Below are 13,871 nucleotides of genomic sequence, written 5' to 3'. Positions count from 1 at the left end.
CCTCGGGCGCGTCCTGCGTTCGATCAGCTGGCGTAGACCATGCCGGCCCAAAGGCCGCCCTCGGGGACGCACTTGTAGGCCTTCACGTTGGACGCCTTCATGAAGAACGCGCGGCGGTTGTCGCAGGTCGACCAGGCCGAGTAGTACTCGCCGGTGTGCTGCCAGGTGTACACGGCCTGGACGGCGGACCCCGACGAGGCGGGGGCGGGCGTGGCTGCCATGGCCGGCCCGGCCGCGGCACCCAGGGCGAGCGCGGCGCCGACAGCGGTGGCAGCGAGAGCACGACGAATACGCATGATTGCCTCCATAGGTGGTTTCTCGAGTCAGGCGGCCCTTCGGCCCGGGGGACCCGCCGGTTTCTCGCGCCCCCCGGCCCGCCGCCCTCGGGATCCATCCTGGCGGTCTCGGTGAGTGCGGGCCCACCCCTTTCGGTCCTCGCCGAAATGCCCTGGGGGAGGCCTACTTGAAGCATTCGCGGGTGACCGGAGACGATGGAAGCCGGGAAGGTGGGCGTCCGAACAGAAACCTGGGAGGGCCTCACGTGCTGCGCATCCACTTCACCCCGCAGGACCTCGCCCGGACCCGGATAGCGACGACATGGGGCCCGCTCGGCGAGACGTTCCTCGCGCTGACGACTTTGCACCAGCCGCACGGCACGGCGATGTTCGGCGCATGGCGACAGGAGGTCCACGCCCGTTCCCCCTCCCTCGTCCATCCGGCCTCGTCCCTCTTCCGGGAAACCGTCCTGGACCTGTTCACCGTCACCGGCGCCGCATCGTCCGTCGAGGAGGGGATCGAGGCGCTGCGGGCGGCTCCGGCGGAGCTCCTGCGTGACGAACTCGAAGGGGCCGACGAGGCCCGGGCCCGTTTCTCGCGCTGCAAGGGCCCCTGGGCGGGTGTGACGTGGGGCGACATCGCGTACGACCGGGGGGACCGTGAGGAGCTACTGGTGTTCCTCCGTGACGTGCACCGCATCGCCGTGGCCCCCCACTGGCAGCGAATCCTGTCCCGCCTGCGGGCCGAGCAGACCACCCACGCGCTCAGGCTCGCGCAGGACGGGCCCGAGGCGATGTTCGCCGGCCTGCCGCCGGAGTTCCGCTGGAAGCCGCCGACGCTGGAGATCGGCAGAGGAGCGGTCACGGGCACCGTCGACCTGAAGGGGCGGGGCCTGCTGCTGGTCCCGTCCGCGTTCTGCCAGACCAGGCCGATCAGCTACGCGGACGTGCGTGACGAACAGGCGCCTGTCCTGCTGTTCCTCCCGATCATGCGCGGTGTCTCCGATGCTGCCGCGCTGCTGACGACGGCCCGGCACGGGATCGACAGCGCCTTGTCCGCACTCCTGGGCCGCACCCGGGCCCAGGTCCTGCACGCCATCGGCGACGGCCCGTGCACCACCGGCAAGCTAGCCGAGCGCATCCGCGCGTCGCTGCCCACCGCGAGCGAGCATGCCTCCGTCCTCCGCAAGGCGGACCTGATCACCACCACCAGACGCGGCAGCGCCGTCCTGCACGCTCTCACCCCGCTCGGCAGCGCCCTGCTCAACGGCTGGCACTTCCGGACTTGATCACCCGGCGCCCCGGTCCAGTGGGTCTGCGTGCCAACTCCCGCCGGGCCAGGTAGCCGTACCGGCGTGACCTGAAGCCGTGGGGCGACCCGTAGTACAGTCCGCCGAAACGATCACCATGGGGGGACTTATGGCAAAGGCGCGGCGCAGGCGGATCGCGTGGTGGCTGAGGGGCTTGGCGCTGGTGTCGGGCCTGGTGTACCTGCCGGGACTCCACGCCTCGTACTCGGGTGGGCTGGTGGAGGTCGAGCGCTGGCTCAACCACCCGATGCTGCTGGGTGGGATCGCGGTCGCGCTGTTCGTGGTCTCGCTGGTGGTCGAGCTGGAGTTCCGCACCTGGGTGTCGCAAGTCGGCTGCGCGGTCGGGTTGGTGGCGCTCCTCTTCGTCGGACTGCCGTTCGCCTGGCTGGTGTTCATCTTCGGCGGGGACGGGCTGGACGTCACCCGGGAGACCGGCCCGGAGCACCCGGACCAGGTGCTGGCGGTCACCAACATCGCTGCCTCGATCGACCCGATCTACAAGGTGCAGGTGCTGACCGGCAGCGGCTGGTCCGCCCGCCACTGGGATCTCGGGGTGTGGGACGAACGCGACGGGCGCGGCTGGTTCAAGGGCGCCGAGTGGTCCGGGCCGAACCGGATCACGGTGACGTCGGAGAAGGAGATCGCGGTCTTCACCCTGGACCCCGTCAGCGGTCGGCCGGGCGAGCCGGTAACAACGAAGCGGTAGTTCACTTGGCCACGTTGGCCACGTTGGCCACGTTGGCGCCGTCGCGCAAAGCTCGTGGTGTACGAATGGGCTTACGGTGCGTCGTCGGACGCCCCGGACCATGAGACACGGACGACGAAGGCGGGAGGGCGGCTGCTGATGGGTACGGACGGCGACAGCTACGACCTGGTGGTGCTCGGAGCGGGGCCGACGGGCGAGAACCTGGCGGATCGGGCGCGGGCCGGTGGGCTGAGCGTGGCGATCGTCGAGAGTGAACTCGTCGGCGGGGAATGCTCGTACTGGGCGTGCATGCCCAGCAAGGCGCTGCTGCGCCCGGCCGCCGCGCTCGCGGACGCCCGACGGCTGGCCGGGACGCGGGAGGCCGTCGGCGGGGAGCTCGACGCGGGGGCGGTGCTGAAGCGGCGCGACGACTTCGCCTCGCACTGGCACGACGACGGGCAGGTCGCCTGGTTGACCTCCGTCGGCATCGACCTGGTCCGCGGACACGGCCGGCTGGACGGCGAGCGGCGCGTCACCGTCGAGACCCCCGAGGGCGGTTCGCGCACCCTCACCGCGCGCCATGCCGTCGCCGTCTGCACCGGGACGAGGGCCGCGCTGCCGAAGCTTCCCGGGCTGGCCGAGGCCAAGGTGTGGACCAGCCGGGAGGCCACCTCCGCGAGCAGCGTGCCCGGACGGCTCGCGGTGGTCGGCGGCGGTGTCGTCGCGGTCGAAATGGCCACCGCCTGGCGGGCGTTGGGCAGCGAGGTCACGCTGCTGGTGCGCGGCAGCAGGCTGCTCGACCGGACCGAGGACTTCGCCGGACAGCTGGTCTCCGACGGGCTGCGGGAGGCCGGGGTGGACGTCCGGCTCGGCGTCTCCACCACCGCCGTGCACCGCGCCGAGGACGGCACGCTCACCCTCGACCTCTCCGACGGCACCCGACTCTCCGCCGACGAAGCCCTGTTCGCCACCGGACGCGTCCCCAACACCGGCGACCTCGGCCTGGACACCGTCGGCCTCACCCCCGGCCACTGGATCACCACCGACGACACCGGCCTGGCCACCGACGTCCCCGGCGGCTGGCTGTACGCCGCCGGCGACGTCAACCACCGCGCCCTGCTCACCCACCAGGGCAAGTACCAGGGCCGGATCTTCGGCCAGGTGATCGCCGACCGCGCTGCCGACCGCCCCCTCGACCTCGCGCCCTGGGGCCGCAGCGTCGCCACCGCCGACCACACCGCCGTCCCGCAGGTCGTCTTCACCGACCCCGAGGTCGCCGCCGTCGGACTGTCCTGGCGCCAGGCCGAGGACGCGGGCCTGCGGGTACGCGCCGTCGACTACGAACTCGGCAACGTGGCCGGCGCCTCGCTGTACGCCGACGGCTACCGGGGCCGCGCCCGCGCCGTCGTCGACCTCGACAAGGAAACCCTGGTCGGCATCACCTTCGTCGGCCCCGGCGTCGCCGAACTCCTGCACTCCGCGACCATCGCCATCGCCGGCGAAGTCCCGCTCGCCCGGCTCTGGCACGCCGTCCCCGCCTACCCGACGATCAGCGAGGTGTGGCTGCGCCTGCTGGAGACGTACCGGGGCTGAGCCTCAGGGGCGGAACGAACCGGGGCTGGGCCTCAGGGGCGGGACGTACCGAGGCTGAGGCCGGAACGGTCGGACGCGGCGGGCGAGGTGACGGGAGGATTTCGCGCCATTGCGGTGGCGCGACGTCCCGTCACAATCGCCCGCCGCCCCGTTGATCGCGCCGCCCTTGGTGTGTGAGCGTGGTGGCGGGAGCGGGACGGGCGGCCGTGCGGGGCCGTCGCCGCGCGCGGAGGAACCCCAGGAGGAACCCGGTGCCCACCCCCGACCGGCCACTGCGTTCGCTGGGTTTCCTGACCATCGGACTGTTCGACGAACACCGGCCCGCCGAGGGCCACGAAGCCACCCTGCGGCTGATCGAACTCGGCGAACAACTCGGCTTCGACAGCGCCTGGTTGCGCCACCGGCACCTCCAGTACGGCATCTCCTCGCCGCTCACCGTGCTCGCCGCCGCCACCCAGCGCACCCGCCGGATCGCCCTCGGCACCGCCGTCACCCCGCTCGGCTGGGAGAACCCGCTGCGGTACGCCGAGGACCTGGCGACCGTCGACGTGCTGTCCGGGGGACGGCTCAACCCCGGTGTCAGCGTCGGCATCCCCGCGCACTACGAGGACGTGAAGGACGCGCTGTACCCCGACTCCGCCGAGCGGGAGGACTTCGGCTACGGCCGGGTCGAACGGCTGCTCGGCCTGCTGCGCGGCGACGCGGCAAGCGCTTTCCGCGGCACCGAGGGCATCGAGTCGTACTCGGAACGCGTCCAGCCGCACGTCCCCGGACTGGCCGGGCGGGTCTGGTACGGCGGCGGCAGCCTGCGCTCCGCCCGCTGGGCCGGGCAGCAGGGACTGAACCTGCTCACCAGCAGCGTGGTGAAGGCCGAGGAGAGCGCGGATTTCACCGCCAACCAGCTCGCCCAGATCCGCGCCTTTCGGGCCGAACACCCCGACGGCGAACGGGCCCGGGTCTCGCAGGGCCTGGTGGTGATCCCCACCGACAGCGCCACGCCCGCCCAGCGCGCCAAGTACCGCGCGTACGCGGCCTCCCGGCACGCCCGCACCCTCGCTCCGCAGGGTCCCGGCGGGCTGCTGTTCGCCCCCGACCTGGTCGGCGGCTCCGAACAGCTCGCCGAACTGCTGTACGCGCACGCCGCGTTCCGCGAGGTGGACGAGGTGGCGTTCGCGCTGCCGTTCACCTTCGAGCCCGAGGACTACACGCAGATCCTCACCGACCTCGCCACCCGCCTCGGCCCGCTGCTCGGCTGGAAGCCCACCGCCAACTGACCGGCCGGGCCAGCGAGTTCACAGGAAGTAGGCCGTCGATCCGATCGCCAGGAACAGGAACACCAGCGGGAACGCCAGGTTGTGCAGCACCCGCGCCCGCAGGTGCGCCAGCACCGCGCCGACGAAGAACAGCACCAGCCCGACGGATGCCGCCAACCCCAGCGGCCGCAGGCCGCACAGCCCGGCCAGCAGACCCACCACGCCCGCGCCCTCCAGCCAGGCCAAGTGCGGGATCCAGCGCGGCGCGAGACCCACCGCCGTCGCGTTCCGCACCACGAACCCGGCCCGCACCGCCTTCGCCCCCACCTCGACGGCGTTCGCCAGCGCGCAGCACACCGTGACGGCCACCAGCGCTACCTCGCCCATCACCGCCACCTCGCATCAACCGAAGCATCAACCGGACCCGGTTGCCAGAGCCCTCGATCGGCGAACAGTAGACTCATCACGTCTCCACGATTTTCGTTCGGGAAGCAGGCCCGAACTGCGGTCGGTCGTTCTCTCTCGCCCCTCCCGACGACCCCCGCACCCGAAAGGTGACCCTCCCCGTGGAACTGATCGACGAATTCCAGGCGGCCCGGCCCAGGCTGCTCTCGTTGGCCCACCGCATCCTCGGTTCCCGCCAGGACGCCGAGGACGCCGTGCAGACCGTCTGGACCAGGGCGCACACCGTCGACCCCGCCGCCCTCGACAACCCTGGTGCCTGGTTCACCACCGTCACCGCCCGGCTCTGCGTCGACCAACTGCGAGCCCGCGTCCGGCGCCCCGAAATTCCGCTGCTGGGACAGGACTTCCAGTCCGAGGAGCTCGCCGCCGAGGAGGCGTTCCTGCGCCGTGAGGAGGTCTCCCGGGCGCTGCTGGTGCTGCTCGACGCGCTCCCGCCCCGGCAGCGCGTGGCGTACGTCCTGCACGACCTGTTCGCCGTCCCGTTCGACCGGGTGGCCGAGGTGCTGGAGATCCGCACCGACGCGGCGAAGAAACTCGCCAGCCGGGCCCGCGCCGCGCTGCGCGCCGGCCACCCCGAACCCGGCACCCCCGCCGCTTCCCAGCTCCGGGTCGTGGACGCCTTCCTGGCTGCCGCCCGGGGCGGCGACCTGGCCCAGCTGGTCACCCTGCTGGCCCCCGACGCCGTCCGGCTCGCCGACCCCCGCCTGCTGCCGCCCGGCGCCCCCACCGAGGTGCGCGGCGCGGAGGCCATCGCCACCGAGACCCGCGCCTTCGCGGCCCGCATCGCGTTGGCCACCCCGCTGCTGCTGGCCGGCCGCCCGGGCGCGGTGATCGCCCCCGGTGGCCGGCCCTACGCGCTGATCCGCCTGCACCTCGACCCCGGCGGACTGGTCGCCAGGATCGAGATCACGCCCGCACGCTAGCGAACCCGACGCGCAGAACGGCGCGTCGGCCGCCCGCCAGTCCGTTCCACACGGCTATAGCTGCGGCTGCGGCGACAGGCGCCGGGGCCGAGTCCGGGGCCGGGGTTCGGGCAGGCGGATGGCCAGTAGCGCGGAGAGCGCCACGGTGGCGAGGCCGGCCGGCCAGAGCAGGGGCAGCCAGGGGCGGACGGATTCGAGCGTCAGGTGCAGCCGGACCACGGCCGTCATCACCAGCACCAGCGGGAGGGTGGTGGCCAGCACGCTCACCCGCGCGTAGCCGAAGCGGATCAGCAGCGGGAACTGGATCGCGATGTTGACGGCGAACAGCGCCCAGCACAGCGTCAGCACCATCAGCACGTCGTGCGTGCCGAGCGGCGTGCCCCCGGCGCGGGCGATCAGGACGGCCGCCGCCGTGCCCGCGCCGACGGTGGCGACGAACCCGGCCAGCGCCCAGACGTAGTGCCCCAGCAGCACGGTGCGGCGCGGCACCGGCAGCACCGCGTACAGCGTCGCCAGCCCCGACCGGTCGGCCACCACGAACGGGTGGACGGCGATCAGCGGGGCCAGCAGGACGGCCAGCACCGGCAGCAGCCGGGCCGGCTGGTGGGCCAGCACCAGGACCATCACGCCGAACACCAGCAGCCCCTGGGTGCGGTACGGCGCGACCGTGCGCAGGTGCAGCACGGTCACCCGGGCCAGGGCGGTCATCGCGTCACCCCGCCGGTCCGCGCCGGGGCGCCGATGTGGACGGCGATCTGCTCCAGGGTGGGCGCCTCCACCAGCACGTCGCGGCCGAGCAGGTCGGCCTCCTCGGTGTGCACCAGCGCCTCGGCGCCGGTCGCCGTCCGGCGGGGGCCGATCAGTTCGACGCCGATCAGGCCGGTCAGGTCGTCCGGCCCGCCGCGTACCACCCGGTACGCGTCCAGGATCTCGTCTTTAGTCCCTGCACGGATGATCTGGCCGCCGTGAATGATCGTCAAATGATCGCCGATCCGGTCAAGATCGGTCGTGATGTGCGTGGAGAAGAGCACACTGTGTCCTTCGTCGAGCAGAAACTCTCCGATGATGCCGACGAGTTCGTCCCGGGCGACCGGGTCCAGCCCGCTGGTCGGCTCGTCCAGCACCAACAGCCGCGCCCGGTGCGACAGCGCGACGGCGATCATCAGCTTCATCGACATGCCGCGCGACAGGTCCTTGACCTTCGCCCGCGGGTCGAGGCCGAACTCGTCCAGTAAGTGCCGCCAGCGGTCGCCGTCCCAGCGCTGGTAGAACGGGCGCAGCGTGCGCTCGACCTCGGCGAGCCGCCACTCGCCCACCAGGTAGGAGTGGTCGAGCACCACCCCGACGTCCTGCCGCAACTCGACCGGCCCCGGCGCCCGGTGGCCGAGCAGCTCGATCTCGCCGCCGTCGATCCCGCGCATGCCCAGCAGGCAGCGGATGGTGGTGGTCTTGCCGGCGCCGTTCGCGCCGATCAGCCCCATCACGTACCCGGTCGGCAGCTCGAAACTCACGTCGCGCAGCGCGAATTCGGGGCCAGCGGTGGCGTGCACTCCGCGCAGGGCGAAAGCGAGGTCACTTGGCATCGGCCACCTCCCTCGACCCTTCGTGCGCGTCCCTCGACCCTTCGTGCACGTGCCTCGACCCTTCGTGCACGTGCCTCGACCCTTCGTGCGCGTGCTCCGGCTCGGCCTCGATCAGTCCGTCGAGCATCCGGATCACGTCCTCCCGTTCGAGCCCCGCCCGCCCCGCCGCGTCCAGCGCCGCCTGCAACCCGTCCTCCACCTGCCGCAGCAACTGCTCCCGTACCAGCGCCGAATCCAGCGGCAGCACGAACGCGCCCTTGCCGGGGACGGTGGTGATGAACCCGTCCGCCGACAGCTCCGCGTAGGCCCGGCCGGTGGTGATGATGCTTATCCGCAAGTCGCGTGCCAGCGCCCGGACGGACGGCAGTGCGGTGCCCTCGGTGAGTTCCCCCGAGAGGATGGCGAGCCCGATCTGGTCCTTGATCTGCTGATACAGCGGGACCCCGGAACTGTTCGACAACACCACGCGCACGGTGGCGCCCCCTTCGCCTCGTCTCATACTGTTCATGGACACTATAGACAGTCAGGACAGTATGAGTGGAAGGGAGTTCGTCACATCCGCCGCCGTCGGGCAGCATGGCGGGATGCCGGATCTGCTGTGGGACGACGTCAGGGAGTTCTTCGACGCCGACCTGATGGGTGCGCTGCCCGACGTGTCCGTGCCGGGCGCCTCGGTGGCGGACTGGCAGGCGCTGTTCGACCTGGTCGGAACGGCGGGATGGACGTGGGAGTACATGGTGGGCGGCGTCGCCGAGCAACTGCCGCGCGCCGCCGAGGTATTGGCGCGGCCCGCCGATGCGGAGGCGGTCGAGCTGCGGGTGCGGCCGGTCCCCGGCGTGCTGGCGATCTTCCGGCTGCTGTCCGACGAGGAGATCGACTTCGACGTCGACCTGCGCGAGTTGCAGGGCCAGACCGGAGTCGACCACCTGTGCCACCTGCTGCGCACGATCGGCCGCCGACTCGGCAAACCGGTGCAGCTGGCCGCCGAAGGCGACTACGGGCACCCGGTGTTGGGCTTCGACCCGGCGGCGGACCGGGTGGTGCTGCTGGCGGATCCGCCTTCCAGCAGCTGCCCATTCCGTCGCGGGCCGGTCAGTTGTTGCCTGCGGTGTCCGGAGGGGGCGGCGTGAGGTCGGCCGGCGGCTTCCTGGTGAACATGAACTCCTCCAGGACCGCCACGAGTTCGCGCCGACTCCGGGTGCTCCAGCTGCCGAGGTAGGTGTGCACACCGGCCGGAACGCCCTTCTGCTTGAACCCGGCCAGGACGAGGAAGTCGACCTCGTAGCGCCCCTCCGGATCCCCCTCCGGCTCCCAGCGTGCGTCGAAGCACAGCCCGCCGCGAACCAGGTGACCACTCACCAGCACCGACCCGTAGAGCCACTCCATGGTCTCCGGTGAAGGGTCCACGGCGTAGAGGCTGTTCATGTCGATCACCCAGCCGGGCGCCACCCGCAACGGCTGCAACCCCCGCCACGTCTCGCTCGTCACCGTCCCACCTCCGCACGCGTATTGGCCTCGGCCGCCCATGATCGCAGGTTCGCGGCGGGCTCAGCAGGACTGGCGGACCACCAGGTGGGTGGGCAGGACGACGGAGCGGGACGGGGACGGGTCGCGGAGGAGTTCGACGGCCCGGGCGCCGAGGTCCTCGACGGGCTGGCGGACGGTGGTGAGTCCGGGGCGGGCGGTGGCGGCGGCGGGGGAGTCGTCGAAGCCGACCACGGCGACGTCGTCCGGGACGCGGCGGCCCAGCCGGCGCAGTGCGCGCAGGGCGCCCACGGCCATCGCGTCGGAGGCGGCGAACACGGCGTCCACGTCCGGGAATTGACCGAGCAGCCGGAGCATCGCGTGCTCGCCGGACCGGGATCCGAAGTCGCCGTACGCGACGGCGCAGCGGGCCTGGTCGTCGTGGTCGAGCAGGGCGCGGCGGTAGCCGGCCAGGCGGTCCGCGCCCGCCGCGGTGTCGGGTGGCCCGGCGATGGTGGCGATCCGGCGGCGACCGGCCCGGTGCAGCAGGCGGACGGCGGCGCGGGCGCCGCGCAGGTTGTCGGCGTCCACGTGCGCCAGGCGCTGCGACTGCGGCGGCCGCCCCAGCGCGACCACCGGCACGCCCGCCGCCTGCAACAGCCCCGGCAGCGCGGGATCGCCCCACCGCCCGACCAGCAGCACCCCGTCCACATGCCCGCCGCACAGGTACCGCACCAGCGACGGCCTGGCCGGCCCCGGGCCCGCCATGAGCACGGCCAACTCCCGCTCGGGCACGACGCGTTGAGCCCCCGCGAGGAGCCGCACCGGGAACGGATCGGCATGGAACCGCAGCACGTCCGCGAACGCGACCACGGCGATCGCACCCGTGCCCCGCGCGCTCGCGGTGGGCGCCCGGTGGCGGACGTACCGCAGCTCGAGGGCGGCGGACTCGACCCGGGCGGCGACCTGCGCCGAGACCGGCGCGGACCGGTTCAGCACCCGGGACGCGGTGGCGCTGGACACCCCCGCGTGCGCCGCGACCTGAGCGAGCGTCGGCCCGGGCGGCGGACCGCACGGATCAGGCCGACCTGGAGTCGGGAGCGGTCCAATGCCGCCGGAGTGGGGGAGCGGGTGAAGTGGCAACGCGGCCGCCCTTCCTGGCACGGAACGGGGTATGCCGTGGCCACCCGCCCGGGGCCGCCGGTGTCCGCACCGTAGGTGCTGGTCGGTGCACCGTCAAGAGCCTGCGCAGCATCGACGCCGGGGCCGGCGGAGGAGGTGGCCGAACCCCGGGCCCGGTGCGGCTCGCGCAGGCCAACTCCCTCCCCGTCACTTCGGGGCAATTGCCCATGGCCTGCCCCGGCGCCACGGAGCGAGGTCTGTGACGCCGGGGCGGCCGGGGACGCCGGGCCGGACGGCTCCGGCTACCAGTTGCCCCAGGTGCCGGTGCTCCAGCGGACGGTGCCGTCGCTGCCGTAGAGCACGAAGTTGCCGTCGTCCTGCACCTTCGCGCGGTCACCGGACCGGCCCTGGATCGGGAGCTCCCACGTCTTGCCGGCCTGGACGCTGGAGAGGAACAGGGCCGGGTTGCTCGTCGATCCCCAGACGTGCGCGTAGTTGTCCGGGTGGCCCTGGGAACCGCTGGCCCACAGTACGGCGCCGTCGCGCTTGCGGTAGAGCACCAGGTTCCCGTCGAGCTGCATGATCAGCCAGACCGAGTTCGACTCGAGCCAGCTGCCGGACCACAGCGTGGTGCGGCTTGAGTCGAGCGTGTCGCCCGGGGCGCCGCCGGGTGTCTGGGTGAGTCCGGTATGGGTGTCCCACCGCAACCCCTGACCGGAGACTGCCAGCCAGCCGTTCCACAGATAGGCCTCCGAGCCCGGGTGGCCCCAGGTCCCGCTGCTCCACAGGCCACCGCCGGCGTCCGGGCCGCCCTGGCGGTAGACGACGAAGTTTCCGTCGGGCTGCATGTGGGCGTACGCGTTCGGGTTGCCGTAGGTGCCGCTGGCCCACAGCACCGGGCCGCGGTGGCCGGTGTCGCTGTCCAGGTAGAGCACCAGGTTGCCGTCCGACTGCATGACCAGCTCGGACTGGCCATTGATCATGCTCTGCCCCGGCATGAGCTTCTGGCCGCTCAGGAGCCTCGTGCTCTCCGAAGCCGGCGGCGTCGTCGCCGTGGCGGTGACGGCGGGCGCCGCGAAGGTGATGACGGTGGCGCCGAGCAGGGCCGCGGTGGCGCGCTTGAAGACGTTCTTCCGCATGGGTGCGGAACCCCCCTTGTTCCTTGCGCCCACGATTCACGTGGGCGCAAGATTCATACACCGTGAACTCCGCGGCCCGCCACGCAATTTATCGATCTTGCGCGGCGCCACCCCGGGGCGGGACGGCGGGCTACCAGTTGCCCCAGGTGCCGGTGCTCCAGCGGGCGGTGCCGTCGCTGCCGTAGAGCACGAAGTTGCCGTCGTCCTGCACCTTCGCGCGGTCACCGGGCCGGTTCGCGATCGGGAGGGACCAGATGGTGCCGACGCTGGGGTCGATGATCCCCAGCGCACCGGCGTCCGGCGCGCCCGCGAGCCTCAGGAACGTGCCCGGACGGCCGCTGGTCCCGGAGGCCCACAGCACGGCGCCGTCGCGCTTGCGGTAGAGCACCACGTTTCCGTCGAGCTGCATGATCAGCCAGACCGAGTTCGACTCGATCCAGGTGCCGGACGGCAGAGCAGGGCGCTGTGCGTCGAGCGTGTCGTTCGCGGTGCCGGGGGCCGGGGAGTATCCGGTGTGGGTCTGCCAGTACACCTGCTGACCGGAGACCGCCAGCCAGCCGTTCAGCAGATGGGCGGTCGCGTCCGGGTGGCCCCAGGACCCGGTGCTCCACAGGGCGCCGCCGGTGTCCGGGCCGCCGTTCTGGCGGTAGACGACGAAGTTGCCGTCGGGCTGCATGTAGGCGTACGCGCCCGGGTTGCCGTAGGTGCCGCTGGCCCACAGCACCGGGCCGCGGTGGCCGGTGTCGCTGTCCAGGTAGAGCACCAGGTTGCCGTCCGACTGCATCACCAGCTCGGACGCGCCGCTGATCATGCTCTGACCCGTCGCGAGCTTCTGGCCGCTCAGCAGGTCCGTGCTCCGGGTGGCCGGCGGCGTCGTCGCCGTGGCGGTGACGGCGGGCGCCGCGAGGGCGATGACAGCGGCGCCGAGCAGGGCCGCGGTGGCGCGCTTGAAGACGTTCTTCCGCATAGGTGCGGAACCCCCCTTGTCCGTGGGCCCACGATTCTGTGGGCGCACGATTCATACAACCTGAACTGCGCGTCCCGGCAAGCGATTTGTCGATTTTATGCGGGGAAGGTCGACCGGCTACCAGTTGCCCCAGGTGCCGGTGCTCCACCGGGCGGTGCCGTCGCTGCCGTAGAGCACGAAGTTGCCGTCGTCCTGCACCTTCGCGTAGTCGCCGGGCCGGCCCTTGAGCGGGATCGACCAGAGCCGCGAGGACCCGGTGTCGAGTTCGAAGACCTGCAGCGCATTCTCGTCTGCCGAACCGCTGGCGGTCGCGTATGTGTACTTGCCCAAATGGCCGTAGGTTCCGGTGGACCACAGCGCGGCGCCGTCGCGCTTGCGGTAGAGCACCAGGTTTCCGTCGGCCTGCATGACCAGCCAGACCGAGTTCGATTCGATCCAGCGGTGGCCGTCCAGAGTCGAGGGCAGCGGGCCGAACCTGTCGTTCGCGCCACCGGCCTCCGGGCCGAATCTGAGGAGGGTCTGCCAGTAGCCGCCCGGACCGCCGAGCCCCAGCTCGCCGTTCAGTAGGGAGATGACCGCGTCCGGGTGCCCCCACGTCCCGGTGCTCCACAGGGCGCCGCCGGAGTCCGGGCCGCCGTCCTGGCGGTAGACCACGAAGTTGCCGTCGGGCTGCATGTAGGCGTACGCGCCGGGGTTGCCGTAGGTGCCACTGGCCCACAGCGCCGGGCCGTGGTGGCCGGAGTCGTTGTTCAGACAGAGCACCAGGTTGCCGTCCGACTGCATCAGCAGCTCGGTCTCGCCACTGATGATGCTCTGCCCCGGCATGAGCGTGTGACCGCTCGGCAGGTTTGTGGCCTGGGTGGCCGGTGGTGTTGTCGCCGTGGCGGTGACGGCGGGAGCCGCGAAGGTGATGACGGTGGCGCCGAGCAGGGCCGCGGTGGCGCGCTTGAAGACGGTCTTCCGCATGGGTGCGGAACCCCCCATTGTTCGTAGGCTCGCGATTTACCTGGGCGCACGATTCATACACCCTGAACTGTTCGGTCCGGCAAGCGATTTGTCGACGCCGGGTGGCGCAGACGCGACTGCGCCCCG

General features: G+C 72.1%; 16 protein-coding genes. 6 read left to right on the top strand and 10 right to left on the bottom strand.

Features of this window, described 5'->3' with window-relative positions:
* Window positions 1–23 precede the first annotated feature (23 nt).
* Window positions 24–296, bottom strand: a complete 273-nt coding sequence (locus ACFYS8_RS18625) for a hypothetical protein (protein WP_387642565.1) — start codon at window positions 294–296, stop codon at window positions 24–26.
* Between the two features lie 245 nt (window positions 297–541).
* Between ACFYS8_RS18625 and ACFYS8_RS18620 the strand changes: the two genes are divergently transcribed.
* The 4 genes from ACFYS8_RS18620 to ACFYS8_RS18605 all read left to right on the top strand — a co-directional run bounded on the left by ACFYS8_RS18620 (window position 542) and on the right by ACFYS8_RS18605 (window position 5,137).
* On the top strand, window positions 542–1,564 hold the full coding sequence (locus tag ACFYS8_RS18620) for an ArsR/SmtB family transcription factor (RefSeq protein WP_387642563.1): 1,023 nt from the start codon (window positions 542–544) through the stop codon (window positions 1,562–1,564).
* Between the two features lie 175 nt (window positions 1,565–1,739).
* Window positions 1,740–2,291 carry a hypothetical protein gene (locus ACFYS8_RS18615; protein WP_387642561.1) on the top strand — a complete coding sequence of 184 codons (552 nt, stop codon included), beginning with the start codon at window positions 1,740–1,742 and terminating at the stop codon, window positions 2,289–2,291.
* A gap of 138 nt (window positions 2,292–2,429) precedes the next feature.
* A complete protein-coding gene (locus ACFYS8_RS18610) occupies window positions 2,430–3,863 on the top strand; it encodes a dihydrolipoyl dehydrogenase family protein (RefSeq protein WP_387642559.1) in 1,434 nt (477 codons plus the stop codon).
* 251 nt (window positions 3,864–4,114) lie between these two features.
* Complete coding sequence (locus tag ACFYS8_RS18605; RefSeq protein ID WP_387642557.1) at window positions 4,115–5,137, top strand: LLM class flavin-dependent oxidoreductase; 1,023 nt, start codon at window positions 4,115–4,117, stop codon at window positions 5,135–5,137.
* Between the two features lie 18 nt (window positions 5,138–5,155).
* Here ACFYS8_RS18605 and ACFYS8_RS18600 read toward each other — a convergent pair whose 3' ends face one another.
* Entirely contained in the window at window positions 5,156–5,503 is a 348-nt protein-coding gene (locus ACFYS8_RS18600) for a DoxX family protein (protein ID WP_387642555.1), read from the bottom strand.
* 179 nt (window positions 5,504–5,682) lie between these two features.
* Between ACFYS8_RS18600 and ACFYS8_RS18595 the strand changes: the two genes are divergently transcribed.
* Window positions 5,683–6,504: a sigma-70 family RNA polymerase sigma factor gene (locus ACFYS8_RS18595; protein ID WP_387642553.1), complete on the top strand. Its 822-nt coding sequence runs from the start codon at window positions 5,683–5,685 to the stop codon at window positions 6,502–6,504.
* A gap of 54 nt (window positions 6,505–6,558) precedes the next feature.
* Here the strand turns inward: ACFYS8_RS18595 and ACFYS8_RS18590 are convergent, their stop codons facing one another.
* From ACFYS8_RS18590 to ACFYS8_RS18580, 3 genes are read right to left on the bottom strand one after another with little or no spacing between them, the layout of a single operon-like run.
* The gene (locus ACFYS8_RS18590; protein ID WP_387642551.1) at window positions 6,559–7,212 is read right to left on the bottom strand and encodes an ABC-2 transporter permease; all 654 of its coding nucleotides are present in this window, start codon (window positions 7,210–7,212) and stop codon (window positions 6,559–6,561) included.
* A complete protein-coding gene (locus tag ACFYS8_RS18585; protein ID WP_387642549.1) occupies window positions 7,209–8,087 on the bottom strand; it encodes an ABC transporter ATP-binding protein in 879 nt (292 codons plus the stop codon). Before ACFYS8_RS18585 ends, ACFYS8_RS18590 begins: the two co-directional genes overlap by 4 nt.
* On the bottom strand, window positions 8,077–8,550 hold the full coding sequence (locus ACFYS8_RS18580) for a GntR family transcriptional regulator (protein WP_387642547.1): 474 nt from the start codon (window positions 8,548–8,550) through the stop codon (window positions 8,077–8,079). Before ACFYS8_RS18580 ends, ACFYS8_RS18585 begins: the two co-directional genes overlap by 11 nt.
* A 121-nt stretch (window positions 8,551–8,671) precedes the next feature.
* On the opposite strand from ACFYS8_RS18580, the gene ACFYS8_RS18575 reads away from it, so the two are divergent.
* Complete coding sequence (locus ACFYS8_RS18575) at window positions 8,672–9,217, top strand: hypothetical protein (protein WP_387642545.1); 546 nt, start codon at window positions 8,672–8,674, stop codon at window positions 9,215–9,217.
* On the opposite strand, the gene ACFYS8_RS18570 is transcribed toward ACFYS8_RS18575, so the two are convergent.
* The 5 genes from ACFYS8_RS18570 to ACFYS8_RS18550 form a co-directional block, all read right to left on the bottom strand.
* A complete protein-coding gene (locus ACFYS8_RS18570) occupies window positions 9,180–9,575 on the bottom strand; it encodes a hypothetical protein (protein WP_387642543.1) in 396 nt (131 codons plus the stop codon). The two genes, ACFYS8_RS18575 and ACFYS8_RS18570, sit on opposite strands and share 38 nt — an antisense overlap.
* A gap of 60 nt (window positions 9,576–9,635) precedes the next feature.
* A complete protein-coding gene (locus tag ACFYS8_RS18565) occupies window positions 9,636–10,715 on the bottom strand; it encodes a LacI family DNA-binding transcriptional regulator (protein ID WP_387642541.1) in 1,080 nt (359 codons plus the stop codon).
* 260 nt (window positions 10,716–10,975) lie between these two features.
* Entirely contained in the window at window positions 10,976–11,812 is an 837-nt protein-coding gene (locus ACFYS8_RS18560; RefSeq protein WP_387642539.1) for a hypothetical protein, read from the bottom strand.
* Window positions 11,813–11,942: 130 nt separating this feature from the next.
* Complete coding sequence (locus ACFYS8_RS18555; RefSeq protein ID WP_387642537.1) at window positions 11,943–12,779, bottom strand: hypothetical protein; 837 nt, start codon at window positions 12,777–12,779, stop codon at window positions 11,943–11,945.
* Between the two features lie 117 nt (window positions 12,780–12,896).
* Window positions 12,897–13,745 carry a hypothetical protein gene (locus ACFYS8_RS18550; protein ID WP_387642535.1) on the bottom strand — a complete coding sequence of 283 codons (849 nt, stop codon included), beginning with the start codon at window positions 13,743–13,745 and terminating at the stop codon, window positions 12,897–12,899.
* Window positions 13,746–13,871 lie beyond the last annotated feature (126 nt).

Source organism: Kitasatospora sp. NPDC004615, from assembly GCF_042873545.1.
GTDB lineage: Bacteria > Actinomycetota > Actinomycetes > Streptomycetales > Streptomycetaceae > Kitasatospora.
The sequence above is the reverse complement of the archived record's forward strand: the minus strand, read 5'-3'. Positions and strand labels throughout refer to the sequence as shown.